This is a genomic window from Sporosarcina sp. Y838, assembly GCF_056786515.1.
In genome coordinates, this window is the sequence record NZ_JBXCJD010000008.1 from 61,444 (window position 1) to 88,162 (window position 26,719).

The window sequence follows — 26,719 nt, forward strand, 5'->3', positions numbered from 1 at the left end:
ACATGAATCAACACTGGCAATCGACAGTGTTGATTTTTTTATATTATTTTTAGGGAATTAATAAATATGGAAAGGAATCAGCCTTTTCAATTTGCATACAATCCTAAATAGGTCGATGCAAAGATTTCCTTCGATTACGCTTCAGCAAAAGGATGATAGGGTTTCTGTTCAAAAAGTAAACAAAGAGTAAAAAGGTATTCGTATTCACTGAGTCGAATATTGGGAGTATAGAACAAGTATCTGTTCATTTCCAATAAATGGGTTGTTTGTTAAAAAAAGAATCTACTACCAGTCAGGTTTTAGAATGATTGTTAATGGTTTCTGAGTCATATAAATCTAGGGGGATAGAAAATTGATTTCATTTTCTCTTTTTTATTTAGTAGGAATCCCAGTGTTTGAAGTTTAACATGAATTGGGTCAGGCAATAGGCGTCATTATTTTTTCCAAAGAGAAGTCGGATGTTGAGAAAGGAATAAGTTTATAAAGCCAAGGAGGAACTATATGGCTAAGATTTTACGCCTCGCTTTACTATTGATTGTTATAGGTCTTGTAGTTTATGGCATTATCCGAATATCCGATTCCTCCAAACCACCTTCACCGACGATAACTGTTGGTGACATGAAAATAACCACAGCGCAAGGAACTTATTGCTGGGAGGGGTTCTTGAACTCAATCTGTGTAGATATGATTTCTCCACCTGGAATCGTAGCACATCATGAATTGAAAGCAGTTGTCGTTTCGCCTGAAGCCAATTTGAAAATAGATTTTAAGAATAAACCTAAAAAGAGTACATTAGGTGCGAATATATGGATAAACGATGCTAAAGCAGACAACGTAAACTTAAAAGGAAATATACTGACAGTGCCTAGCAAGAAAGGTGTTTATGTATATGACGTTCATGCGAGGTGGGAAGAAGGTGATTCAAGTTATCTGTTCATTATTGAAGTTCAATAGACCTACTATTAACTTACCGGGCGCTCCACTTAAACAATAAACGTTATTTCTCTTTGATTTTTAAAAAAGTAAATTCGATACTGAAACAGGGGAATATGCTTGGGCATTTAATCAGGATTTAAGTTTTACTTCTTCTATTAACAGCAAAAAACCTGATAGTACAGTATTGTTTAGGGGGTGTTTGGTTTGAATAATCTACAAGAAACTCCGGCAGATAAAAGAGAGAGATTAAGACAAGAAGAACTCAAAAAAAATCCAACAGGTGCATTGAGAGAAGGATTAAATCGAGCTGAAAATGGCAATTTAGTTGATTTGGCAGGTGGACTGGGTTGGAAAGGTATGGGGCTATTAATAATTTCATTACTAGTTGGATATGTAATTTACAAGTTGTTTTTTTGAATGTGATTAATAGTTTTACCATCATATGAAAAGCTTAAAAAAATCTCAATCCTCCAGATAATGGGAGATTTCCTGCAATCAGTAGAAGAGTATTTAAACTAACAAGGCTGGTTATTTCTTTAGTAAATTAAACGTACCATTTAGCCAAAAGCTACGTATCTGTTGAAATGGGGAGGGAATGTTATGCATTGGGTGATGTGGGTTTTCTGGGGCTCCATGGTGACTTTGATCGTAGGCGGCTATCTTGTGGATTTTCTGACTGGGCGGAAATACAGTTTTAATGAGCGGGAAAAGTCATTAAATCAGAACTCAGCGGAATCAGATTCACTACGAGAGGCGGCGCGGCGAGATGAGCAAAATGGACTTTTTTAAATAAAGCAAAATCGTCCAAGGATTCCGAAGTAGCTTGTATAAGTGTGTTATTTAAATAAACAGGCAGAACGTCTAGAGGGAGGTAAATATGGCGATTTTATTCCCTGTTTTATTTGGGCTATCACTATTGATTTCAGTCATTACCTTGTTTTATGCATTAATAGTTCGGAGTTGGAAAAGTTTTTTAGGATTAGGTATTGTTTCATTGCCATATTCATTCTATTTTTATGGGGGAGAACCCCCTATACAGTTTTTAGGGCTTTTCTCAATAATTTGTTTTGCTGTCGCTTTATGGATACTTTTGAGGAGAAAAGAAGATGGAGTTATGGATCAGGTTGAGGTTTAAGCTTAGCAAAACTAATATTATCATTAACTATTAGAAGAGTTACTTGAAAACACAAAAACAAAGGACCTTTATGAAAAGGTCCTTTTGTTTTGAAGAAATGTATCAAGTTTTATTAAGGATTCGTTGACCATAAACCTGCCGATTTAACAAGAATTCGTGGATGCAGTTTCAACTGGGCAACCATTACTTCAGCAAGATCTTCCGGCTGCATCACTTTGTCAGGATTGCCGTCCGTAAGATTTTCTTCGAACGCCAAATCTGTAGCTACTGTACTCGGTGTCAATGCGCTAACACGAATGTTATGCTTTCTTACTTCAAGCATAAGGGATTCCGTAAGTCCGAGAACTCCGAATTTTGAGGCACTGTATGCGCTAGTAACAGGTGCGCCTTTTTGTCCGGCGGTAGAGGAGATATTAATAATATCGCCTGATTCTCTTTCAATCATCTCTGGCAGAACTGCTCTTGTGACATAATAGACGCCCATTAAGTTGACATCGATAATATTTTTGAATTCTTCCGGTGATAGTTCGAGGAACTTACCGAATTTACCGATGCCCGCATTGTTAATGAGGATATCAATTGGACCAAGTTCTGATTTAACATGTTCGACAGCGGCAATGACGGATTCGTTATTTGATACATCAGCGGTTGCCATCGTCACCTCAACTTCGTATTGTCGAAGTTCTTCTGCAACCTTTTCAAGATTAGCAGCTGTTTTTCCGATAAGACCAACGTTTATACCTTCTTTCGCAAAAGCGATTGCTGTCGCACGACCGATACCTCTACCTGCTCCAGTAATTATTGCGTTTTTACCTTTTATCGTTTGCATTCTGCTCACTCCATTCTAGTACATACTTCTTAAAGTATATCAAAAACAGAGTGGATTAGCGTCTGAAGCGATTTATGTTACCTTTACACGTTTGTTGATGAACCAATAATAACTAGTAAATAACTTGATCACACACTGGGGACTACGTGTATAGTTGCTCTTGGTTTTGTTCATCCGTCGCTCTCCAAAGATACAGCTACAAGAAGCGGTCAGAGATACAATTTTGACCGCTCAAACCTTCTACATACAACGTGCAAGAGTGCCCTAAATTGCATCATAGGGCACTTACATTCTTATAAAAGCTCATCTATTCTTTTTTTAAAAGAAACTACATTTTTCACTTAAATATTATAGGAATGCGACAGGCAATTATTCACAAAAGGATGACCGAAAAGAGTGTGGCTAGATGTGACGGAGTCACTTCTAGCCACACCTGCCCCTCGGCAAAAGGGTAGTGATTAATTCGCCGAAAGCGGAACGAAAATAATCCAGTAAAAATGGCGGTTCTCAAGCCCTTCTCGTCAGTGTTTTTGCAAGTAAGTGGTAAATCAACAGATGTGCTAACTTTACTTAATCCATATTTGAAAATTACTAACTAAAAAAGATTTATCCCACACGAACGAGTTGTAATGTCGCCAGTTTGTAACTGAAGTTTTCTTGTAATTCAGCAACAAGTTTTACAAGATCACCTTCTTGTAACGAAAACAAGAGACTGGAAGTGAGTGTATTAGCAGTAGTGGATTCAGTCATTGATGATGATGCCTTAATTTTTTCATTGATTTCTATATAGAACTTTGAAGGAACGCATGTAATCGCTTTTGATACCAATACTACTTTATAGCTGATTTGATAAATTCCGTCTTTACCTATCACTAAGCCTTCGGGTGAAAATCCAACATCTTGCAGAGGCGTAGCGATACGAAATTTGATATTACCACTTCCAGAACTCTCCAATTCGGTATAGGCGAAGCCGTAAGCAACATTAATCGGTCCTGCAGGTCCTGTATCTCCTGTATCTCCTTTGTCTCCTTTAGGTCCTTGAATCCCATGGGGGCCTTGTTTTCCTGTTTCTCCTCGTTTCCCATCTAATCCAGACGATCCATCATAGCCCCGGGGACCTCGATCACCTTTGACACCTTGTTTTCCTGTTTCTCCTCGTTCCCCAACTAATCCAGACGATCCATCATAGCCCTGGGGACCTCGATCGCCTTTGTCGCCTTTGTCACCTTGTTCTCCTTTTTCCCCACGTTCCCCAACTATTCCAGGTGGTCCTTCATAGCCCCGGGGACCTCGATCCCCTTTGACGCCTTGTTTTCCTGTTTCGCCTTTTTCTCCTTTTTCACCATCTAATCCAGTAAAGCCTTGATAACCCCTCGGGCCTCTAGGGCCACGTTGACACTTACAGGGCTGGCCCACTCCGCAGTTTTTACAGTTTTCCATTTATTAACCTCCCTTTACCTTCATCGCTGTTACCTTCTAATATCGAGTGGAACATTTATGAGTGTTGCACTTGAGCTGGATTGAATAGAAACTGCTCTCGTTTCGTCGGGTTGCACAATAGAATCTTCTATTCGATACGCCCATTCTCCCAGTGCATCAACCGCCACTTGAGAAAGGAGGAGACCGCTCAACGAATTGCCAATATAGATAGAAATAGTAGCTCCAATTCCAATGACATCTGAATTTCCACTAATTCGCCATTCCGCATCTCTTGATCGAAATTCAGCACGAGTTATTGAAAGAATTAAGGGGACAGTCGTCACTTGGATTTCGTCAAATGAAGTGCCTCCGGGTCCGTTAACTGTTAGTCGAAAAGAAAGTGGAGCTGTTTGATTGGGAAATTGAAATGTTGCTGTTGCCGTATTTGCATTTGTTAACTGAACTATAGGACCTGAGATTTGTTCCCACTGATAGTTTGTCACAGTACCAGTTGCACTCCCAGACAACGTAACAACTTCTCCCTGTTGGACACTTTGGTTTGGTCCTGCATTGGCAATCGGTATTGAGGCAAATTCGATAATGTCGACGACAACTGTATCTTTGGAAGGTCCTCCTTCTCCATCGACGGTTAATTCAAATAGTAGTGTTGTTTCGGAACTTGGCGCTGTAAAAGTTGGAGTTGCCGTATTCGCGGCTTCTAGAGTGATTTCGGTCCCCGATAGTTGAGTCCAACTAAAAGTAGTAATGATACCAGTAGAATTGAGGCCATTAAGTGTAACTGGTGAACCGAATAGGACTGTTTGGTCATCACCAGCATGGGCTGTTACTGGAATCGGACCATTCGGTAATCCGGATACTGATACGGGTATCGTTCTTTCGCCTCCAGCTGAAGACGTAATGATTACATGAGGTGGTGTAAACGTTAGATTCGTATTAAGAGTTCCTTCTGAAGGAATGGTTAGTTCTCCCAATCCAAAATCCGAGACAGATAGAATAGGCTTCCGAACAGAATCACTTGATGAAGCTGTAATCGAAAGGTTTTGCGAATCCGTATCAAAATTAGCGGACGCAGAAATAAAATCTACAGGTACTACTTCTTTTATACTGTTTGGATTATCAGTTAGATTAGTGACAGTAATCGAAGTGGGAGGCGTTTCACCAGAATATCCAACACGTGCAAAATAGTGTCCATTACTGCCTTGTAATTGCGTTGGATTAATGCCGTTACCAGTCACTTCAATAATTTGAGCGATATCATCTGATGTGGCAAAAACATCTATTAATCCGTCCGTACTTGCGGTTTGTGTAAAAGTGGCTCTCAAAACATCAACACCTGAGATTGTTGAAATTTTACCAACAACTGTAAAATTTCTAGTTTCAATAGAATTATCAGGAGAAAGCCCTGGTGTCATTGAACGATCCGGTGACCCTATACCGATTCCAGAACCTTCAATCCTGAAGAAATTTTGAGGTTGCCCAAATTGATCCACAAACAAGCTGCCTACTATTTCGTGTGGAACATTTGGATCGCCAATATAACCTTCAGGCGCTGCAGGTGCTATGTTTGGATCCCATTGTAAAAATGGAAATACACGGCTTTTCAGTGCAAGTTCAAAATCTCCTCCGTTAAATCCTCCAATATCTTCTGTGAAATTAATTTCGGCAGTTCCATCGTCAGATTCCGCGATGAATGTATCGACTCCGTACGGGTGAGTGACGGTATACTCCGCATTTGGTCGTAATCCGAAAATACGAATACGAACTCTACCAAATACAACTTGTTCCTCGACCCTCGGCACTTCATTCACAAATGCAGCTTCTAATGCTAAAACGAGCCTCGCTCTTTCACCTGTACCCGTAGTCATTTCAGCTTCGACTTGATGATAAAAAGCTTCCCCTGGATAATTGTCAGGAAAAGAAACGGGTTGTGCTGGATTAGGTAAATCAGCAGGTGTAATGCCAGAGAATGGGTCAGTAGGGTCAACGTTTAGTTGAAGGCGTAAACTATTCTCATCTTTATACCAAACAGGGAATCCATCAAACGCATTAATGGGTCCGACTTCCATAAAACTCCTCCTCTAATAAACAAATCATTTAGAAATTATTTAATAAATTCCTTCACAACTTAGTTTATGTAGAGGGGATGTAAAGTGATAAGGTTACTAAGCGTTATCCACTGGGACAAGTTTCGTTCGCAGATCTTATAGCATTACCTATGTAGAGGTGGAGCCATGTCTGAAACTGGAATATTGGTTTTTATGTATGTGGATATATGCATACTTCTAAGTTTTTACTTGTTTTTATGTAAAATCAAGAAGCTTATCGGGTTTCAATTAGGAATGAATATCAGCATTGTTATGGGAGGCATGATTGCTTTACTGTCTGGTGTACTACTCATACTCCAATTCCCCTTTCATTTCACCTTAGTTACCGTTATCTCCACACTGGCAGGATTACTAACTGGAGCATTTTTTGGTCTGTTATTCGATTATCAAACGTTCGTGACAGGTTTAACGAATGGAATAATCATTGGGTTGATGTCACCGATGATTGGAACAGTTATAGAAATGCCATCGTTGTTTATCTGGTTCATTCACGGTTTTTTTGTTTTAAGTTTATTCACTATTTTTATTTCAATTAAAAGGTCGTGATGTCAGCCTTGCTACTCATCTTCCTGTTGTTTATCTGGAACATAGTTGAATTAAGTTCTGTTTATAGGATTTTTAAAAAGAAACACCTATTATTTGATGATCGTTTTACGCAGACGATGTGTATGGCCATCACCATGATATCTTCATTTGTCATGGCACTTTACCTTAAACTGTTGCTTCCTGCAGACCTATTAGCTTTTTATCACCTTCCTATATTAGTTGGATTATTTATCGGTTGGAAATTCGGTTCAACCATAAAAGCCCCGGCTGCACTAAACGGTATTTATAACGGCGCAATGGGGGGGATTATGGGAATGATGCTCGGTGCTGTTCTTCAAAATCCAGCACTGTGCAACATCCCAATCGAGTCTGAAGCAATGATTGCGTCAAACATGTATAGTCTTGCTATTTTCACTGCTTGTCTTCATGCGCTCGTAAGTCATTTCATCCGCTATTCATTAAAGGTGTAATATGACTTCCTTAAATGAAGAGACTGAAGGGAGAATTCTAGTGAAAGTATTTATAGGTGTACTCTTATTAGTTATCGGATTCACTGCATTCTATTTCGTATGGCCAAAATCAATTGATTTGCCAAAAATTGGCACTGTAGAGGAATGGACACTGACTGAAGTGAGTGGAAAAGATGTGACCGTTCAAACAAAACCGAAGCTAATAACTTTCTTCTTTACAAACTGTCCAGACATTTGTCCTACTACAATGTGGGACTTAAAAGATTTGCAGCAAATAATGAAGGAAAAAGGTATTTCAGAAGATGAGTACCTTATCCTAGCAGTCACGTTAGATCCTGAATACGATACGGAGGAGAGGATAATACAGTATAAGGAAAACTTTGAAATTGATAGTGCCAATTGGTTATTTTTAAGAGGTTCGGAAGTAGAAACAAAGACATTTACTCAATATTTCAATTTCTTCTATGAAAAAGAGGTGGGGGGATTTGTAACTCATTCAACGTCTATGTATGTAGTGGATGCAAATGATCAAGTTAGAGCTTACCACGATATGGCGATAGGCAATAAACGAGTGAATATCGAAGAAATTGCTGACCATTTGCAGCAGCTATTAAAATAATCAGAAGTATTTTCTTGGATAAGGTAAATACTCCAGTTTTTCATTATTCATTCAATCATTCGTTATTCATGCATTATGAAAAAGGAGTAGTTTGGAGGTAAACACGGTGCAAGAAGAGCTTGAGATTTTGGGAACGGAAAAGGAGACAGACGAACATTTGAAGAGTCCTCCATCATTTTCGTCACCGACAAGTGCAGTTTCCTTAGAAGAAACGAGAATTCTTACAGAATACAATAGCCAGAAAAATTTATTTAACGTAGCTAATCGGGATGAAACACGCAGGAAGCCTCTTATGTTGAAACAGTTTTTTAAAATGAAACGAAATCAACAGGTGGTAGTTTCTTCCGTTATCGAAAAAGATGTAATTGTGACGACAGAGGGAAAAGTCGCAACAATTGGAAGAGACTTCGTAATGCTTACGAACCTTCAAAAAAGAATTTGGATCCCTTATACTGCAATAGAATCCGCAAACATTCCCTTCGGTTTTCCTACCTATTCAAACACCCACCAACACTTTATCTATGATAACCAATTGCAGCAAAAGCTCGTTCTCCAGTTTGGTGAGACAGTGGCTAAAAGGGAAGCGCTAATTAAACAGTTTTTTGATGAATCTTTACGAACAAATCTTCATTCATGGGGAGGTATGCGGGTAGAAGTGAAGACAGATGAAAAAGCATTTTTCGGAAAAATAACGAAGACGACGAAGAAAGAGCTATTCCTTCAATTGTTTAAGACAGAGAAAGTTATCATATTAAGCGATATTCGATATGTATCTACGATTGGACTGTTTCCTTTATGGAAACAAGTATTAAAGTCAGTTTTAAATAAACGTAAAATAAATAAAAAGAGTATTAAATTTTAAAAATGGGAGGCATTATGATTGGAACAAACTGAAGATAAGTTATTTTTGGAATTGAAAAAGTGGATGGGGGAAGAAGTGCTTGTTATCACAGAGGCAGTGCAGCTTAACTTATTGGGGCAAGTATTTCGACCCATTTTCGCTGGAACAATTTTCGAAGTCCATCAAGGGCATATAACGCTGTCGCCCGTCATCATTAAAATGGTAAATGCTCCATTTTATAAATTCCCGTTTCCACTAAGTATTCCGCTTGAGCAAATTGTCTCTTATTCAGCTGAAGTGCCTAGTGACTTGGTGTTCCCATTAGCATAATAGAGGAGCGGTGATCGAATGATTAACCAGAATGAAGCTAGAACAGTTAATGCCACAACAGTTAATGCGACAAGAGAGGTAGCTCTAGTCAATCATTTTAGTAAAAATATTGGGAGAAGAGTTTTTATATTGACTGAATCATTTCCATTTATGTTTATAGGGAAAATAAAAGAAATACTTGGAGATATCGTCGTATTGGATGTCCAAACGACATCAGTACCTGCTTTGGAAGGAAAGGAATGGTACGTGCATATCGACGCAATTGATGTGTTCTATATTGAAACGGGGATTGGAGCAAAAATTCCTATTTTAAAAGATTAGTTGGAAAAGAGGTGTCATTATGATAAGAAAGTACCATGTAGTAGCCATTCCGATTCGAATCGTCTTAAATACGTTTGGCGATCATAATCCAAATGGAATGATGTATGTGTTAAAAGAAAATGAACAGAAAGTAAAGGAATTAGTGAAAAAAAATCTGTTCACTCCCGTTGATATTGTTCAGCCTCTTGTAATTCGGGCGAATGAAGGAGAAAGAGTTGAAATTTTGCTTGAAAATAAACTATCTTTTAACATAGGTATGCATTTTCAACAAGCAGAGTATGAAGTGGACCAAGCTGACGGAGCGAATGTTGGATTAAACAAAGACAGTACAGTAGCTCCTTTCGATTCGATTTTGTATCGAATACAAGTTGTAAAAGAAGGAACATATTACTTTTCTGATTTAGGTAATCCGTCCAGCAGTGAAAATGGCTCCAATTCAAACGGTCTGTTCGGAGCGTTGTTTGTCGAGAAACGTTTTTCCTGGTGGACGAATCCTGAGACTGGGAAGCTGATGAATAGTGGCGTGTATGCTGATGTTCATCATCCGATTTTACCTTCCTTCCGGGAATATGCTTGGATTTTTCATGATGAAATGGAAGTGGATGATTTAACCGGGAATCGTCCAATCAATCATTTAACGAACCAGGATGAGGAATCATTTCACGGCGCTAATTACCGATTTGAACCGATAAACAGGCGCCAACAGCTTATCGCAGAAGGGGTCGTTGGTCCAAATACTGAAGGAGAAGAAGTTCACCATGATTCATGGGTATTTGGCGATCCATCCACACCGATTTTGCGGGGATATGTAGGAGACCCTGCCAAAATTCGAGTCATGCACGGCGGTGCAAAAGAAACACATGTCTTTCATTATCATGTTCATCAATGGTTGAGCGATCCGCAAGACCTCGAATCTGAAATTTTTGATGCGCAAGCGACCAGTCCACAGTCTCATTACACGATTGAACCGCTGTATGGTTTAGGTAGTTTGCAAGGTTCTTTTGGAGACGCGATTATTCACTGCCATCTTTATCCACATTTTGCGGTTGGAATGTGGGGAATGAACCGGGTTTTTAATACGCTTCAAGATGGAAGCCAGTGTTATCCTAATGGTGTTCCCATTAAATCGCTACATCCATTGCCGGACCGAAAAGCGCCGCCGAAGCCGACAAAATTAAAACCGGGATTCCCGAATTTTATTCCTGGTAAAGTTGGACACAAGGCGCCGCGGCCACCGCTCGGTATAAAAGGCGGGCGGGGATTGACTGAACTAGAGCGTCACGCGGCTATTGAAAATCCGCGACCTGGCGCGGTATTTGTTGATCCTTGTCCTGAAGAGGCACCGGTGAATGAATTTAACATCTCGTTAATCGAGTTGCCAATCACATACAACAAACAAGGTTGGCATGATCCAAAAGGACGGATGTTTGTTCTCGATAAAGATTTAGAAGATATTTGTTCCGGTAAAAAAGAACCGGAGCCTCTCGTAATCCATTCACCGGAACATACTTGCATTCGCATTAATTTCACAAACAAATTGCCACACATTCTCGATGGTGATGCATTCCAACTCGTCACAAGAACGTACGAAACTGGCTTCCATATCCACTTTGTCAAATTTGATGTTCTTGTGAATGACGGAGCGAATGTCGGATGGAATTATGATTCCTCCGTTTTACCGGGTGAAACAATACAGTACTCATATTACGCAGATTCCGAATTAAAAGCATGGTTCTTCCATGATCATTTATATCCAAATGCTCATCAACAGCATGGTGTATTTGGATCGGGTGTTATTCATCCTCGCTTTACGAAATTTCTCGACTCAACATCAGGAGAGGAAGTCGTTCATGGAGCACAAATTACTGCGACGAACCCATTAATTCCTGATTACCGCGATTTTGTGTTATTTGTTCAGGATTTTGCCTTGTTGTTTGATAAAAATGGAAAACCGCTCCAACCGCCAAAGTTTCCAGGTTCTGAAGATGACCCTGGAGTATTCGGTGTAAATTATAAAAACGAACCACTGCAATTTCGTTTAGGTTCGGATTGCGACCCTGCTTTTACGTTCAGTTCCTATGTGAATGGTGATCCTATTACCCCAATACTAAGGGCATACGAGGGGGATTCGATTCGCTTTCGCCTCCTTCAAGGAGCTCAAGAAGAATCCCATAGCTTTAATGTCCATGGATTGAAGTGGATGAGGGAGCGCGGCAGTCTGAATTCTAATATGGAAGAGCAGCAGCATATCGGTATTTCAGAATCGTTTACGATGGAATCGTTTATTCCACGGGCTGGAGATTATTTGTGGGCGTTCGAGACAGAAGAAGATTTATGGAACGGACTTTGGGGCCTAATTCGGGCATTTGACGAAAAGGTGCCGGATTTAATTCCTTTAACAGACCGACCAGAGCCGTTAAAGCGAACAAAACCGCTGCCTGAATGTACTGGAACAAATCCGCCGCAAGCGGAAGACCCCACATTAATTCCAGTCGAAAAAGGACCAATTCGCTATTTTGATATTGTTGCTTTCCAACTTCCGATTATTTACAACGATTTCGGTGATCACGATCCAAATGGAATCATCTTTGCACTCAAGGAAGATATGGATGCTATTTTAAAAGGAACAAAAAGGCTAGAGCCGTTAATCATTCGGGCCAATGTCGGAGATACAGTAGAAGTGACGTTGACAAGTCAATTAAAGCTTGATTTATTTCCCTTCAAAGATGGCATATATCCTTATCCAGAGGTGAAAGAGCAAGCCTTTTATCCACCATCTTTACGAATCTCGCTGCATCCTCAATTGATTGAGTATGATGTGAAAACCTCGGCAGGAGAAACAGTCGGGTTCAATGGCGACCAAACCGTTGGACCTGGAGAGAAAAGGACGTATCGCTGGTTTGTGGATACTCAAGTGGGGGCATGTGGCATGTGGGATATGGCAGATATCCGCAACCACAAATCTCAGGGAGCCTTCGGGGCATTTATTGCAGAGCCGAGGGGAACGGAATATTTGGATCCATATACACTAAAGCCGGTTCGCACTGGAGCGAATGTCATTTTACGCAACCCATTTTTACCGGATATAAGGGAATTTGTCATCATCATGCATGATGGAGTAAGACTGCTTGATAAAAACGATCGGGTTATTCTCGACCCAATTGCTGGAATTCTCTTGCCACCGATAGATGCTGAAGAAGAAGTAGTTGATACGTATGATCAAGGATCGAGGGGCTTTAATTATCGAAGCGAACGATTAATTAATCGTTATCAAAAACATCCGGTGTTGCAAGATTTATTTAGTTCACATGTGTTCGGTGATCCAGCTACTCCGCTGTTTGAAAGTTATGCAGGGGATCCAGTAACAATTCGGTTGGTCACGCCAGCAGAAAGACGAAGGTCACACACGTTCCATCTTCATGGTCATCGCTGGCGTTTTGATACCAAGGATATTAATACTCGAACAGAATCATTTGTTGGATTTAACGTAGCTGGGGCTACACGGAACATGGAGCTGTTGGGCGGGGCTGGTGCTTACGGGAATTTCCCAGGAGATTATATGTACCGTTCTGGAAATATTCAATGGGACATCGAGCAAGGCATGTGGGGGATTATGAGGGTGCACAGTGAGCCAAATGAACACTTACCACCGTTAGAGCAATAAAGAAGAGAAGAGAGTATTCTTCTCTTTTTTCTACATAAATGACTTAAGAAAGGAGGTGAGAAAATGGAACAAGAACAAAAAAATGATTTTTATATTCCAGAGCGATGTTGTCCAGAACGATTTCCTTCTCCGCGACTCCCTTCCCCCGTGGACTGTCTGCCGCCAGAAGTTTTAGAAAGAGTTATTGAAAAAATTAGAGATGCAAATGAACTGCTACTGGATCTTGCATTGGCAGATGAGCGGTCGCCAGAAGAAACATTTCAAAAAGTGTTTGACGGATTAATTGGTTTACGAGTTGAAATTACAAATCAACTAAGTGAGACGATTGAAGGAATAGTAACCTTAGCTGGATTTACTTTTGTCGTCCTACAGGAAGAGGGAATTGTTTCAATTTTACCTTATCGTCAAATTGAAAACATTAAGCCTTCTGGCCGATATGCAGAGCCTTATCCTGATCCGAAATTAACCGAGATAGATCCTTGTTTACGTCGGAATTTAACATTTAACTTTGGTGAGGTCGTTTCGTCATCACCAGAATTAATTCACTTATTCTTCAGAATTCATTTAGATATTTATTTGCTTATAGTAGAAGCTAAACGAATTCAAGTGAAAGTTGACGGTTCAACAGTGGAAGGGCTTCTAACAGACGTGAATAAAGAAACGATTGTTTTAAAAGTGGAGGATGAAATAAATATCATCCCGATAGATAAGATTTCACTCATTACAATTAATCGATAAAATAAAAAAGTCAGCCTAAATGAAGTGTCGCTTCATTTAGGCTGACGTGCTTTGTATATTGAGAAATTTAACAGCATGTGCATTGACGATGGCAAGAACCAGTCACTTTAATATTTGCTATCTTATCAACGGAAAAGATCCATGACTTACCTTTTTCATGTTTCCTTTCTTCATACTCCTCATCAAGTTCGTTTTCTTCTTCAGGTTTTTTCTCTGTTGACTCTTTGTCCAAGTCTTCCTCGAAAGCCTCATCTATTTCCCCTTCAACATGGTCGGGGCTTTCTAACGGAAAGGTTTCTTCTACAAGTACTTCAACAAAATTGGAACCTACAGTGACAATCGTCCCTTTGCCTGTATTTCCGCCTTCTAACTCGAACTCAGCTTCGCACCATAGTAGCTGACGTAGGCGGAAGTTTAACCCATCTTGTAAACCGCTTAGTCGAATTGAGAAATCAGTATCGCACAAATTTTTACGGCAACTGCAACGGCTACGGTGACAGTGGCAGGAACATCTATCATGACAGCCTTGATGTGGACTACATTTATGCGAACAACATCGCGTGCACGAGCGATGTTTGTAATCAAGGTCGTAATCGTGGTGATGACTTGTTTTTGGGCAGTGGCAGTCCGGATTATAATGCTTATCCATATAATAACCTCCTTTCTTCATTCTTATTAGCATATGGACTTTTTAACAAAATGAATGGACAGTAAACCTACACAACGATCACTATTATGTAATTCTATTAAAAATTGAAAGTCACTTATCAGTTTACAAATTCTTTACGTAAAAATTACCTTCCTGTGACAAAGGATTAATGAATGGTATATATACTAATTATAATGACCTATTGAATGGGGAGAGTACTATTGATCATGTTAAAAGAAAATCATTTGCAAGAGTTACTTTTCAGCATCATTCGTAACAAAGACATTCAAACGGTCTTTCAACCGATTATATCTTTAGAAGATGGTGAGGTACTGGGGTATGAGGCTTTAAGTCGAGGGCCAGCTAATACGCCATTACAAAACCCTGAAAAACTTTTTACTTATGCAATGGAACAGGGGCAACTTTGGAAGCTGGAACACTTATGTCGTTCAAAAGCATTGGAATCAGCTCATAAACTTCAATCAGAAGGTAAGTTGTTTTTAAACGTAAATCCAAATATTATGAGTGACCCGAAATTTAGGCATGGTTTTACTAGAGAATATTTAAGTAAATTTAATATGGATTCAGGAAGAATTGTGTTTGAAATAACTGAGAGAGAAGCCATTTCCAGGCTGTCTCATTTTAAAGATACAATCAATCACTATAAAGAGCAGTTGTATCAAATTGCAATTGATGATGTAGGATCTGGCTATTCCGGTTTGAATATATTAACAGATATTCACCCTCACTTTATGAAGTTGGATATGCATTTAATCCGCAATATTGATAGTGATATAACAAAACAGTCGCTTGTCAAGAGTTTATGTGAATTTGCGTCAATATCCCAGATAAGTATCATTGCTGAAGGAATTGAAACAAAGGAAGAATTGTCTAAGCTCATTGAATTAGGCATTCATTTTGGCCAAGGCTACTTTATCCAAAAGCCAAAATCCAACCTATTACCGATAAGGGAAGAGGTAATTGCATTGATTGTAGATGAAAACAAGCGTAAACAAAGTAAATCTAGGAATCGAATAACGGATACATTCGTGAAAAAAATAGCGACGCCCTTAGTAACGCTTGACGAAACGATGTTAATCGATGAAGTCAAATCATTAATGGAACTAGACCATACTCTACCGGGCTATTGCATCGTTAATCGAAATCGGTTGGTGGGTGTCATTACACGAAATCAGTTACATTTTAAAATTAGTGGTCCTTATGGATATAGTTTGTTTAGCAATAAGGCAATAACAGAAATAATGGATCATGACTTTTTACAAGTGGATATCAATACACCTCTTCACAAGGTGTCAGAGCTTGCGATGAAGAGAGATCCAAAACACCTATATGATTTTATTACTGTAACGAAGAACGGACAGTATTATGGAATTGTAACTGTGAAAGAATTGTTAGAGAAAACGATGGAAATTGAAGTTAACTTTGCGAAACATATGAACCCGCTTACCGAATTACCTGGGAATTTGTTAATTGAGCAACAGTTACAGCACTGTATTGAAACAACAGATGGTTATGGTATCCTTTATTTAGATTTAGATAATTTTAAGCCATTCAACGATGTTTATGGTTTTGAGAACGGTGATAAGGTGCTTATGAAACTTGCCGATATTTTGAGGGGAATTGTGTTACCGACTGAATTTGTAGGACATATTGGTGGAGACGATTTCATTGCCGTTGTATCCTCAGAAAATAGTGTGATGTATTGCGAGCAAATTATAGACCAGTTCGAAGCATCCGTTAAACAGTTCTATAATAAAAAAGACGTTGAAAATGGATGGATTGCATCAAAAAATAGACATGGAAAAGATGAGTTGTTTCCATTGTTGACAATTTCAATCGCCGGTATAATGAATCATCATTTTCAAACTACATATGATTTGGCAAAAAAGGTTAGTGAAGTGAAGAAACAATGTAAGCAACTAATGGGCAGTAACTTTATATTTGCAGAAAACTAAACAAACATAGAAGCAGAAAAGCCGTTCATCATTTAGTGATGAACGGCTTTTCTTTCTTGTAGGAGAATAGATTTAATGATTCATTTCCAGTTTTGAATGCTTTCGTACTGCGCAAAAGTGGATTGCACTGGATTGGTAACAATGATAAAATACAATACTATCCAATTTCCGCAAAAAACTGTCAAACGAAATGAAACGAAATGACAAAATAGAACGCAAATACGTAAAATGGAGGGCCTGTTATGATGCAGAAACATCCTGACTTCGAATTTGAATCGGAACGTTTAGATTACACAAAACAATATATGCAAAAACTACTGGAAGAATCAATTCGTGATGTGAAATCTTCTCAAGAGCAGATACGACAGTCAATGGCAGACTTGGATTATTTAGACTCTAGTTTAAGCTACATCAACATTTTAACAAACGCTAGATTTTTTGAAATGGCCCGATCCCAAAGAGAAGGGCTTGAAGCGATTCAGCAAAAGCCCTATTTTGCCCGCATTCATTTTCAAAAGGAAGATGAAGCAGATGAAATGCTTTATATCGGCAAGACTTCTTTGTTCCACCGTGAAACGCAGGAGCCCATCATTGTTGATTGGCGGTCGCCTGTGGCAAATGTTTACTATGATGGTAGACTCGGTGCTCTTTCTTATAAAGTAAGAGATGAAGAATTCGAAGGACACCTTTATTCTAAACGGCAATACCGAATTGAAAAGGGCGAGTTGCTTGATATCCGTGATGTGGATCTGACAACGAATGACGAACTTTTACAGGAGGCACTTGCGGGAAAAGCTGATACACGGCTAACTGAAATTGTATCGACGATTCAGAGTGAACAAAACGCCATCATTCGAGCAAATTTGAAACAGCCCATAATTGTACAAGGGGCAGCCGGAAGTGGAAAGACCACAATCGCTCTCCATCGAATCTCCTACTTCCTCTATACAATGGGTGAAAGCTTTCCGTCTGAAAAATTAATGATTTTGGCACCCAGTAAGTTATTCATGGATTATATCGCGGACGTACTGCCAGAACTAGGAGTAGGACGTATCTGTCAGACTACGTACACGGAATACGTGCTGAACGCGACAGGGCTAAAACTGAAGCTGACAGATCCGGATGCAAAGCTAGAACTGCTAACTGAATCTGAAACCTTAGCAAAGGGTTTGCTATTTGTGACACGCTTAAAGGGTTCACTTCAATACAGGGGAATGATGCAACGTTATGTAGAAAAATTGGAACTCGACATGGCTCAACAGTTTGAAGATGTCTACATTGAAAAGTATCGAATCGTGAAAGCCTCCCGTTTGAGACAGCTCTTTCTCAAAGATTTTTCATATATGCCAGTAGAAAAACGAATTGAGCGGATTAAAATCATCATCGATGGTGACGTAAAGCGAAAACGGAAGCAGCTTATGAATATGCTGACAACAAAATACGATGCCGCACTTGATAAAGCACTTTACGGAATTCGGGATGAAGAGAAACGGAGAACCAAGCTCACAAGAATTCTGGAGGAGCGTGACGAAAGGCTTCCCATCATTGAAAAGGAAGGAAAAACGACTACTTCCGCCTACATGCGTAGATTCAAAAAATTTAATGTGAAAAAATTGTATCGGGATTGGCTGTCAAATAAGCAGTTGCAAACAGAGCTCGCGCCTGAGTGGTCCGACAGTGAGAGAGAGGCTTTTTTCACAACACATGAAAAAGAAACGTGGGAAATTGAGGATTTAGCAGCTATTTATTACTTGCATGCGTTATTAAAAGGAGTTGCGGATAAGTGGAAGATGAGGGTTGTCTTCATTGACGAAGTACAGGATTATAGCGAGTTTCAGCTTGCCGCATTACAAGATGGACTTGAGACAGATATGTTTACGATGGTTGGAGATCTAGCCCAGGGAATCCATAGTTATAGATCATTAACATCATGGGAACCTGTTAAGACATTATTTCCGCGAGCAACTTATACGACACTCCAAAAAAGCTATCGGACAACAATTGAAATAATGAATCTGGCCAATCAAGTGCTTACGCAGATGGATGAAGATTTGCCGCTTGTAGAGCCTGTCGTACGCCATGGGAGAGATCCTGAATTCTACGATATGCCTGAGTTTGATAGTGTCAGGATTAAGGGCATCTATGATGGGATTATTGAACGCGGACATCAATCAGTAGCGCTTATCTGCAAAACACGGAAAGATGCGGAGAAGATTCATAGCCATCTGGAAAAGTTCGGGATGCCAGTCCAATTGCTCGGAGAACAATCTGGTATCAGCGATGAGTGTCTACTCATCATTCCAAGTCATTTGGCGAAAGGGCTAGAATTCGATGCGGTCATTGTTGCCTCTTTTAACGAGCCATTCCGCAATCACCATATCGATCGAAAATTGCTTTATGTGACTATGACTAGACCGATGCATGAACTGCATATTACCAGTGCTACAAATATGGTTAGCTTGCATTGAGTTACGAAACGATTCAGTGCACGATGGACGAAGTGTTAACTATATTTCTTATCCATGACTCTTATACTATAAAAATACCTGAATAATTCAACTTCATATCTCCAATCTCGCTATTGTATAGGAAAGACGACTCGTATATAATAAAACTACTATCCTGAACTTTCGGGTAACTCTAATGATTTGTGTTCGAAAAGTCGAAAATACAAGGGGGAAAAAAGAATGACAAAAAAATTGCGTATTTTAACTCTAGGACTATTATTGGCAAGTGTAAGCATTCTATTATTTGCCTGCGGAACAGCCGAGGAAGATTCTGGGACATCGACAGATGGAGCTAGCGAAAAAAGAGTATTAAAAGTCGGGACAGATGCTACGTATGCGCCGATGGAGTACATGGATGAAAAAGGTAATATCGTAGGTATCGATATTGATATCGTGAAAGCGATTGCAGAAGCAGCGGGATTTGAAGTTGAATTTAAAAACTATGGTTGGGAGCCTCTTTTTCCAGCATTAAAAGGTGGGGAAGTAGACTTCGCAGTTTCTTCAATCACAATTACGGATGAACGGAAGGAATCGTATGATTTCTCTGATCCCTATTTCATAGCAAATCAATTGATTCTAGTTCCTGAAGATTCAAAAGTCACGAACTTTGAGGAATTGAAAGACAAAAGAGTATCTGTTCAAATCAATACAACGGGTCATATCGTGACAAAGGAACTTTTAGGGAATACAAGTTCTAAAATCGTCGCAACAGAGTCTATGCCTCTAGCAATTAGTGAAATGATCAACGGAAATGCTGATGCATCCATAGGCGACAATGCAGTCATTATTGATTACAAAGCAAATAATCCGAACGTAAAGGTTAAAACGATAGAAGATGACAGTTTCGAAAAAGAGTATTATGGATTAATGGTTAAAAAAGGGAATACGGAGATACTTGAAATGTTAAATGAAGGAATAAAGAAAATAAAAGAATCTGGGGAATTGAAGGAAATCACAGGATTTGATGTTGAGTAATCGTTTTTATAAAACGGTTTGCATACAGCAAGTCATTACATGGGAGTGATTGAATTGGATTTCCTAGATATAAGATGGGATATGATTTGGAACTATCGCGAATTGTTCATTCGTGGAATAGGAATTACTTTAGCACTTACCATTGTTGGTTATTTGGGAGGGTTTGTACTAGGCTTATTCGTAGGTATGGGGAAATTATCCAAGAAAAAGTGGATTTATTACCCTTCCAAATACTATGTAGACTTCTTTCGCGGAACACCATTACTCGTACAGATTCTACTAATACATTTAGCACTTATTCCTGGGATTTTCGGTCACTCGTTAGGTTATTTTGTTTCAGGTGCACTTGCTCTTGTTTTAAATAGTGCTGCATACAATGCGGAAATTATCCGAGCGGGCATTCAGTCGATTGAGAAAGGACAGATGGAAGCAGCAAGGTCTTTGGGGATGACACAAAATGTTGCAATGAAAAATATTATACTCCCACAGGCTTTTAGGCGAATGGTTCCACCGCTTGGTAATGAATTAATCGCACTTCTCAAAGATTCTTCATTAGTCACGATTATCGCTGCAAATGATTTATTATATGCAGGGAAAGTAGTCGCGGGAGCTTATTCAAGATTTTGGGAACCCTATATCACGGTTGCCATTCTATATCTATGTCTAACGTATATCTTTGGAAAAATTATTACGTATGTTGAAAATCGGTTCAGTAATAGTTATGTTCCCACACAAAGAAAGAAAATATTTTCGAGTAGGCGTTAAGTAGGAAGGTGATCGTGTGATTAAAGTACAAGGCCTTTATAAATCATTTGGGCAGTTAGATGTTTTAAAGGGAATCGATTATGAAGTGAAGGAAAAGGAAGTCATTTGCGTTATTGGTCCAAGCGGTTCTGGGAAAAGCACATTTTTACGTTGTATAAACTTATTGGAAGACATCACAGCTGGGAATGTCTATATTGATGGCGTAAAAGTAAATGATCCAAAAACGGATATCAATGAAATTCGAAAAGACGTGGGAATGGTATTTCAACAATTTAACTTATTTCCACATATGCGGGTAATCGATAACATTACAATTTCACCAAGAAAAATCCGTAAAATGAATCCTGCTGATGCAGAACTATTGGCTCATCAATTGTTAAAAAAGGTTGGGCTTGCTGATAAAGCGAATTCATACCCTGAACAATTATCCGGTGGGCAGATGCAGCGGGTTGCGATTGCAAGGGCATTAGCGATGCAACCAAAAATTATGCTATTTGATGAACCAACTTCTGCACTCGATCCGGAAATGGTGAAGGAAGTGCTGGATGTCATGAAACAGCTAGCTATTGAAGGGATGACGATGGTCGTTGTCACGCATGAAATGGGATTTGCAAGAGAGATGGGCGACCGTCTATTGTTCATGGATCAAGGAGTTATTGTGGAAGAAGGTATACCTGACCAAGTATTTAATAATCCCAAAAATGAGCGGACAAAAGCATTTTTAAGTAAAGTGCTCTAATCTGGCCGAAAGATAGTAAGGAAAGCAGATGAGTGAAGTGAGTTCACTTATACTGTTTTCCTTTTTTTGGAGGTATATAATTATTTAGTCATTTGGTGTGATAAAGTTAGATACTTACTAGTAGGTGGAAAAAAATTGAAGGTGGTTTTTATATTGAAACAATGGACAAAAGAAATCGAGATTGATGCACCAATTGAACAGGTCTGGAAGTTTTTTGATGGAACTACAGAAAATATGAGGAAAATTATGCCGCAAGTGGTTGATAACAAACCAATAACAATAACAGACGAAAAGGTTGGAAGTGTGTATTTGCAAAAATATAAAGAAGGTAAGCGCGTAATGGAGTACGAAGTAAAAACGTTACAATATCAAGATTTACCAAATGAAAAAAAGATGAAAGCCGGTTTCACGCTTGCTAATATGTTTGAAATTACAGCGTGTTATGAATTGGTTAAGCTTAGTGAGCATAAAACCTCTTTTACCTATACTATGACGAATCGGCCTTTAAAATGGTTTGTGAAGTTGTTTTTACTGTTTTCCAACGATAAAGTTGTTGTTGAATTTCTAGAACGAGTAAAAAGGGTGGCTGAATCGGAAAACTGAATCACGGTGCCAGTCACCATCGATTTGGGTTAACTTTTTCAAGTACTAGTTAAGTTTGTAGTTGCAACTTTGCTATTCCTTCGAAACTACCACACATGCTGAATTAGTCATACAAATAAATCTTCATATCGTCGCTATCATCAAGTGTAGCGAGTAAAATGTTATTTATTTCCACGTTATAGATTGCAACTTTATGTTCCAGCCATTGATTGTCCTTACCTAAATGATGTAACTCCTGAAAATCGATTTTCCCTTCTTTAATTATTATACTTTGAAAAGAATATGGTTTTTTTATCAATTGTATGTCTTCTCGAGTCAGTGCTTGGAGTTGAGGCGACAGGAAAAATGAAATGGTTCCATCCGGCTCCCATTGTGCAAGAGCAACATTTTGGACATCGTCAATACTTTCCTTTCGCAATTCTGACAATAAATGATCGAGTGTAATCCGTGCTTTTGCTAAGTTCATATAAACTATTTCACCGTTTTTAATCAGTGGATAAGGAGATGGTTCAAACCACTTTCTGAATGTGTCCCATTTTAAACTCAAGAAAACAAAAATAATGTATAAGACAATTAACACTGTCGTTGTTATCAAGGATCCTTTCATCCCCAATTTTTCATCTGATAATGGGTGAGCAATAATATTTCCGAGAATTAAAGCAACGGTGAAATCGATTAGTCGCAACTGTGAAATAGATCGTGCTCCCATTATTTTAGTTGCGAATAGTAAGAAGAGAAATGAAATTATTGCCCGTATAATCCACTGGATTGACGTGAGTGTTTCTTGTCCATGAAAAAAATCCATATTTCTTCACATCCTTACTAATCGTTGGGTTTCAATAATACTAATTATTTTTGACTACTAACAAGTAAGGTAAGAAATTCAACCTGAATTTCACTAGGTAATATGTTTTATGATTTAGTTTTCATCCTATGATTGCAGTTGGAACGTTTTTATTGCCTCATATTTGGGAGACTTTTCCGGATGTATCGTGAATAGGGAAAACGAGAGGACTGGAACTTCAATCGGTGCAAAATTTTCATTTTGAATGGTCAGTTTATCCTTCGACTTCCTTTTTTTTGCGATTGTGACGTGGGGAGTGAATCGATCTGAGATTGGCATATCAAGTTGTTTGGCGACAGTGATCTCAATCTCTCTTTGTAAAGATGGTAATTCCAAGGTTTCGCTTACAGTCAAATAGACAACTCGCGGACCTGACGCCGGACCAAAATAGGATAAACCATTGATATGCATGTGAAAGGGTTTATGACCATCAGCAATTACCGAAAGTCTATCCGTTAGGAAAGGCAAATGTTGCTCTGACAGGGGTCCTATATACAGCAAAGTTACATGCAAATCCTCTATATGCGGAATCACTTTATAAGCTGTTTGTAGTTCATATTTATTCCTGAAACCCTCAACATGATTTTCTAAAGTCGATGGTATTTTTATACCGATGAAATAATGTTTGGACATTCTTGCTCCTCCTTTAAAATGGAATTGATGATTCATCCTTAGTGTGGCCCGGAAGATCTTCATCAACTCAGCAATTTCGTTAAAAAACATTTTCACTTACAAATACTTTTTTATAGGGATTAGATAGCTTATTTATAAAGAAGTTGATATAATCAATATTATTAGATAATGATTTTATCGATTGTATCCAAATAAAGGAATATGGTTAAAGTGGTTACACGTCGCTTAACTAGGTATTCCTTTTAATTCGACAACTATACGGAAATGGCCAGAGCGAATGGCCGGAAAATTAGGAATAGGGAGATGCACATATTATGACGACCCGTACAATTACAGTCACATTAAGCGAAACGAAAAAACAACAGCCATCATCCGACCAATTGGAATTCGGGAGAGTATTTTCTGACCATATGTTTGTGGCTGACTATTGTGAAGGACAAGGTTGGACGGATCATCGAATTGTTCCGTACGCACCACTTGAGTTGGATCCGGCATCCACTGTTTTCCACTACGGCCAGACGGTATTTGAAGGACTAAAAGCTTATGTAGGTCAGAATGGCCAAGTCCTGCTGTTTCGTCCGGAAGAAAACATGAAACGCATGAACAAATCGGGCGAACGCTTGTGTATGCCGCATTTCGACGAAGAGATTGCAATTGAAGCTTTGGAACAATTAATTACTATTGATAAAGACTGGATTCCAGAAACAGAAGGAACTTCACTTTATATAAGGCCTTTCATGGTCGCAACTGAACCGTATCTTGGTGTTGCACCATCTAAGAAATATAAATTCATCATTATTCTTTCACCTGTTGGATCTTATTATAAAGAAGGAATCCATCCGGTTAAAATTTTAGTTGAAAATGAATATGTGCGCGCAGTAGCTGGCGGAACAGGAAATGCAAAAACAGCAGGCAACTATGCGTCAGGACTGAGAGCACAGGAGATAGCGAGTAAAAAAGGCTATTCACAAGTTCTTTGGCTTGATGGAGTAGAGCGAAAGTACATTGAAGAAGTTGGTAGCATGAACGTCTTTTTCAAAATAAACGGTGAAGTCATAACACCAGTTCTGAATGGCAGCATATTGGAAGGGATTACGAGAAAGTCAATCCTTCAATTACTTAAACACTGGGATATCCCAGTCGTTGAACGTAAAATTTCAATGGTAGAATTAAGGCAAGCACACATGGATGGTACGTTAGAAGAAGCGTTTGGTACAGGAACGGCAGCGGTTGTTTCACCAATTGGAGAACTTAATTGGGGCGATGAAATAATGGTCGTTAATAATAATGAAACCGGTGAATTATCTAAAAAACTTTATGATACACTCACAGGTATTCAAACTGGAAAAGTAGAAGATCCATTTGGTTGGGTAGTCAAAGTTACTGAACCGGTAAAAGCGTAACCGTTTCTTCAATAAGAAAGTAGAAAAGGGTAGCCCTCTAAGGTGCTATCCTTTTCTTTGAATGAAGCAAAGCATTTAGTAGTTAAACGACAAACAACAAACAACCCAAACTGATATCAACTATATGCATTTTTAACAATACTGATATTTGTAGTTTGGATAAAGAATTTGTAATCTAATGTATACTTATATATAAAACAAATAGGGGATGGTCATTTATGATTAAAGCAATTATTTTTGATTTGGATGATACGTTGCTATGGGATAATAAAAGTGTGGCAGTTGCATTCAAGAAAACCTGTGAAAATGCCGCACAAAAACATGATATTGATCCGGTGGTACTTGAAGAAGCTGTCAGGTTCGAAGCCAGGAAACTTTATGAAACTTATGATATATATGAATTCACACAAACAATCGGTATTAATCCTTTTGAAGGTCTTTGGGGGGATTTTAATGATGAAGGCGACTCCTTCCAGAGAATGAAAGAAATTGTTCCAAGCTATCGTATGGAAGCGTGGACGAGAGGACTTAAGCGGCTAGGTATTGACGATGTAAAACTAGGAAGTGAATTAGCGGAACTATTCCCGGAGGAAAGGAAAAAACATCCATTTGTATATGAAGAATCATTAAAAGTGCTAGACCTTTTGAAAGATACATACAAACTCATTTTACTGACAAATGGTTCTCCAAGTTTGCAATATACAAAACTGGAAATCACATCGGAAATAGCACCTTACTTTGAAAAGATTATCATTTCGGGCGCATTTGGAATTGGAAAGCCAGATCCATCGATTTTCCACCACATACTCACTGAGACTGATGTAAAAGCAGATGAAGCAATCATGGTTGGAGATAATTTGATGACAGATATTTTAGGTGCCTCTCGAGTGGAAATGCGTTCTGTATGGATTAATCGTGAGGATAAACAACCAAGTGAAGAAGTAATACCCACTTATGAGATATGTCATTTAGAAGAACTATTTCCCATACTAGAAGAGTTGAGGAAAAAGTAAACTGTCAACTAGTGGGAAATCCTATGGCGCGTAGGACTTTGAAACTTGGAGACTAAACAATTCCATAGTTAAGGATTTCTCGGATCTATTCACTATTGTGAATAGATCTTTTTTTGAGGATTTTATCGAAAAGGTATATTCATAGTCTCTGTAGCGTATTAATTTAGTGTGAGATTTAGGTTTAGTTCTCCTTCCCGAAGTTTCAATTACTATAGTCATTGGAATAATGATTCATGAAAATCCAAATTACTTAAAAGGAGATGTACAGTATGGGTTTGATATTATTTTTAATTCTAGGCGGAATTATTGGATGGTTTGCAGGAATCATTTTAGGTAAAGATATGCCGGGCGGAGTCATAGGTAACGTCATAGCTGGTGTAATTGGTGCATGGATTGGTGGAAGATTGCTGGGGAATTGGGGACCTAAACTTGCGGACTTTTATATTGTTCCTGCTATTATAGGGGCACTAATTTTTGTGATTATTGTTAGCTTTCTCATGAAGTCTATGCGTAAAACGTTTTAACCCAAAAGACATGTATCAGTTATATACTGAAAAAAGAACGAGCATCAATGTAAAATGATGCTCGTTCTTTTTTATGGAAATAGTGGAGTTTGTGATAAAGTAGGTCTGTTTTCT

Annotated in this window: 27 protein-coding genes; 21 read left to right on the forward strand and 6 right to left on the reverse strand. The window is 38.7% G+C overall.

Going from position 1 to position 26,719, the window contains the following annotated elements:
- The first annotated feature begins 501 nt into the window (after positions 1-501).
- The 4 genes from AC1TO4_RS12495 (at position 502) to AC1TO4_RS12510 (ending at position 2,071) form a co-directional block, all read left to right on the forward strand.
- On the forward strand, positions 502-954 hold the full coding sequence (locus AC1TO4_RS12495) for a hypothetical protein (RefSeq protein ID WP_482105597.1): 453 nt from the start codon (positions 502-504) through the stop codon (positions 952-954).
- A 177-nt stretch (positions 955-1,131) separates the two neighbouring features.
- Positions 1,132-1,353, forward strand: a complete 222-nt coding sequence (locus AC1TO4_RS12500) for a DUF6366 family protein (RefSeq protein ID WP_482105598.1) — start codon at positions 1,132-1,134, stop codon at positions 1,351-1,353.
- Between the two features lie 183 nt (positions 1,354-1,536).
- Positions 1,537-1,725, forward strand: a complete 189-nt coding sequence (locus AC1TO4_RS12505) for a hypothetical protein (RefSeq protein WP_482105599.1) — start codon at positions 1,537-1,539, stop codon at positions 1,723-1,725.
- Positions 1,726-1,813: 88 nt separating this feature from the next.
- The gene (locus tag AC1TO4_RS12510; protein ID WP_482105600.1) at positions 1,814-2,071 is read left to right on the forward strand and encodes a hypothetical protein; all 258 of its coding nucleotides are present in this window, start codon (positions 1,814-1,816) and stop codon (positions 2,069-2,071) included.
- 112 nt (positions 2,072-2,183) lie between these two features.
- On the opposite strand, the gene AC1TO4_RS12515 is transcribed toward AC1TO4_RS12510, so the two are convergent.
- From AC1TO4_RS12515 to AC1TO4_RS12525, 3 genes are all read right to left on the reverse strand, one after another.
- Positions 2,184-2,900 carry a 3-ketoacyl-ACP reductase gene (locus tag AC1TO4_RS12515; protein WP_482105601.1) on the reverse strand — a complete coding sequence of 239 codons (717 nt, stop codon included), beginning with the start codon at positions 2,898-2,900 and terminating at the stop codon, positions 2,184-2,186.
- Positions 2,901-3,506: 606 nt separating this feature from the next.
- Positions 3,507-4,340 (reverse strand): collagen-like protein, encoded by an 834-nt coding sequence (locus AC1TO4_RS12520; RefSeq protein WP_482105602.1) that lies wholly within the window; start codon positions 4,338-4,340, stop codon positions 3,507-3,509.
- A 29-nt stretch (positions 4,341-4,369) separates the two neighbouring features.
- Positions 4,370-6,406, reverse strand: a complete 2,037-nt coding sequence (locus AC1TO4_RS12525; protein ID WP_482105603.1) for a PKD domain-containing protein — start codon at positions 6,404-6,406, stop codon at positions 4,370-4,372.
- Between the two features lie 165 nt (positions 6,407-6,571).
- Between AC1TO4_RS12525 and AC1TO4_RS12530 the strand changes: the two genes are divergently transcribed.
- The 8 genes from AC1TO4_RS12530 (at position 6,572) to AC1TO4_RS12565 (ending at position 13,974) form a co-directional block, all read left to right on the forward strand.
- Positions 6,572-6,991 carry a hypothetical protein gene (locus tag AC1TO4_RS12530; RefSeq protein WP_482105604.1) on the forward strand — a complete coding sequence of 140 codons (420 nt, stop codon included), beginning with the start codon at positions 6,572-6,574 and terminating at the stop codon, positions 6,989-6,991.
- On the forward strand, positions 6,991-7,461 hold the full coding sequence (locus tag AC1TO4_RS12535) for a hypothetical protein (protein ID WP_482105605.1): 471 nt from the start codon (positions 6,991-6,993) through the stop codon (positions 7,459-7,461). Before AC1TO4_RS12530 ends, AC1TO4_RS12535 begins: the two co-directional genes overlap by 1 nt.
- A 40-nt stretch (positions 7,462-7,501) precedes the next feature.
- On the forward strand, positions 7,502-8,080 hold the full coding sequence (locus AC1TO4_RS12540; RefSeq protein WP_482105606.1) for an SCO family protein: 579 nt from the start codon (positions 7,502-7,504) through the stop codon (positions 8,078-8,080).
- Positions 8,081-8,186: 106 nt separating this feature from the next.
- Positions 8,187-8,942 carry a hypothetical protein gene (locus tag AC1TO4_RS12545; RefSeq protein WP_482105607.1) on the forward strand — a complete coding sequence of 252 codons (756 nt, stop codon included), beginning with the start codon at positions 8,187-8,189 and terminating at the stop codon, positions 8,940-8,942.
- Between the two features lie 18 nt (positions 8,943-8,960).
- On the forward strand, positions 8,961-9,251 hold the full coding sequence (locus AC1TO4_RS12550) for a hypothetical protein (protein WP_482105608.1): 291 nt from the start codon (positions 8,961-8,963) through the stop codon (positions 9,249-9,251).
- Positions 9,252-9,269: 18 nt separating this feature from the next.
- Positions 9,270-9,572, forward strand: coding sequence for a hypothetical protein (locus AC1TO4_RS12555; RefSeq protein ID WP_482105609.1), 303 nt, complete (start codon positions 9,270-9,272; stop codon positions 9,570-9,572).
- Positions 9,573-9,591: 19 nt separating this feature from the next.
- Complete coding sequence (locus tag AC1TO4_RS12560; RefSeq protein ID WP_482105610.1) at positions 9,592-13,236, forward strand: multicopper oxidase domain-containing protein; 3,645 nt, start codon at positions 9,592-9,594, stop codon at positions 13,234-13,236.
- Between the two features lie 63 nt (positions 13,237-13,299).
- Positions 13,300-13,974 (forward strand): hypothetical protein, encoded by a 675-nt coding sequence (locus AC1TO4_RS12565; protein ID WP_482105611.1) that lies wholly within the window; start codon positions 13,300-13,302, stop codon positions 13,972-13,974.
- Between the two features lie 67 nt (positions 13,975-14,041).
- On the opposite strand, the gene AC1TO4_RS12570 is transcribed toward AC1TO4_RS12565, so the two are convergent.
- Complete coding sequence (locus AC1TO4_RS12570) at positions 14,042-14,440, reverse strand: hypothetical protein (RefSeq protein ID WP_482105612.1); 399 nt, start codon at positions 14,438-14,440, stop codon at positions 14,042-14,044.
- Positions 14,441-14,850: 410 nt separating this feature from the next.
- On the opposite strand from AC1TO4_RS12570, the gene AC1TO4_RS12575 reads away from it, so the two are divergent.
- The 6 genes from AC1TO4_RS12575 to AC1TO4_RS12600 all read left to right on the forward strand — a co-directional run bounded on the left by AC1TO4_RS12575 (position 14,851) and on the right by AC1TO4_RS12600 (position 22,188).
- Positions 14,851-16,599 carry an EAL domain-containing protein gene (locus tag AC1TO4_RS12575; protein ID WP_482105628.1) on the forward strand — a complete coding sequence of 583 codons (1,749 nt, stop codon included), beginning with the start codon at positions 14,851-14,853 and terminating at the stop codon, positions 16,597-16,599.
- Between the two features lie 242 nt (positions 16,600-16,841).
- Positions 16,842-19,067: an RNA polymerase recycling motor HelD gene (gene helD, locus AC1TO4_RS12580; protein WP_482105613.1), complete on the forward strand. Its 2,226-nt coding sequence runs from the start codon at positions 16,842-16,844 to the stop codon at positions 19,065-19,067.
- A gap of 219 nt (positions 19,068-19,286) precedes the next feature.
- On the forward strand, positions 19,287-20,081 hold the full coding sequence (locus AC1TO4_RS12585; RefSeq protein ID WP_482105614.1) for a basic amino acid ABC transporter substrate-binding protein: 795 nt from the start codon (positions 19,287-19,289) through the stop codon (positions 20,079-20,081).
- A 54-nt stretch (positions 20,082-20,135) separates the two neighbouring features.
- Entirely contained in the window at positions 20,136-20,846 is a 711-nt protein-coding gene (locus AC1TO4_RS12590) for an amino acid ABC transporter permease (RefSeq protein WP_482099971.1), read from the forward strand.
- 16 nt (positions 20,847-20,862) lie between these two features.
- Positions 20,863-21,585 (forward strand): amino acid ABC transporter ATP-binding protein, encoded by a 723-nt coding sequence (locus AC1TO4_RS12595; protein ID WP_482105615.1) that lies wholly within the window; start codon positions 20,863-20,865, stop codon positions 21,583-21,585.
- Positions 21,586-21,738: 153 nt separating this feature from the next.
- Entirely contained in the window at positions 21,739-22,188 is a 450-nt protein-coding gene (locus AC1TO4_RS12600) for an SRPBCC family protein (RefSeq protein ID WP_482105616.1), read from the forward strand.
- Positions 22,189-22,291: 103 nt separating this feature from the next.
- On the opposite strand, the gene AC1TO4_RS12605 is transcribed toward AC1TO4_RS12600, so the two are convergent.
- Complete coding sequence (locus tag AC1TO4_RS12605; protein ID WP_482105617.1) at positions 22,292-22,993, reverse strand: DUF421 domain-containing protein; 702 nt, start codon at positions 22,991-22,993, stop codon at positions 22,292-22,294.
- 126 nt (positions 22,994-23,119) lie between these two features.
- A complete protein-coding gene (thpR, locus tag AC1TO4_RS12610; protein ID WP_482105618.1) occupies positions 23,120-23,665 on the reverse strand; it encodes an RNA 2',3'-cyclic phosphodiesterase in 546 nt (181 codons plus the stop codon).
- A 314-nt stretch (positions 23,666-23,979) separates the two neighbouring features.
- On the opposite strand from thpR, the gene AC1TO4_RS12615 reads away from it, so the two are divergent.
- From AC1TO4_RS12615 to AC1TO4_RS12625, 3 genes are all read left to right on the forward strand, one after another.
- Positions 23,980-25,068, forward strand: coding sequence for a branched-chain amino acid aminotransferase (locus AC1TO4_RS12615; RefSeq protein ID WP_482105619.1), 1,089 nt, complete (start codon positions 23,980-23,982; stop codon positions 25,066-25,068).
- Between the two features lie 218 nt (positions 25,069-25,286).
- A complete protein-coding gene (locus tag AC1TO4_RS12620) occupies positions 25,287-26,081 on the forward strand; it encodes an HAD family hydrolase (protein WP_482105620.1) in 795 nt (264 codons plus the stop codon).
- A 269-nt stretch (positions 26,082-26,350) separates the two neighbouring features.
- The gene (locus AC1TO4_RS12625) at positions 26,351-26,605 is read left to right on the forward strand and encodes a GlsB/YeaQ/YmgE family stress response membrane protein (RefSeq protein WP_482105621.1); all 255 of its coding nucleotides are present in this window, start codon (positions 26,351-26,353) and stop codon (positions 26,603-26,605) included.
- Positions 26,606-26,719 lie beyond the last annotated feature (114 nt).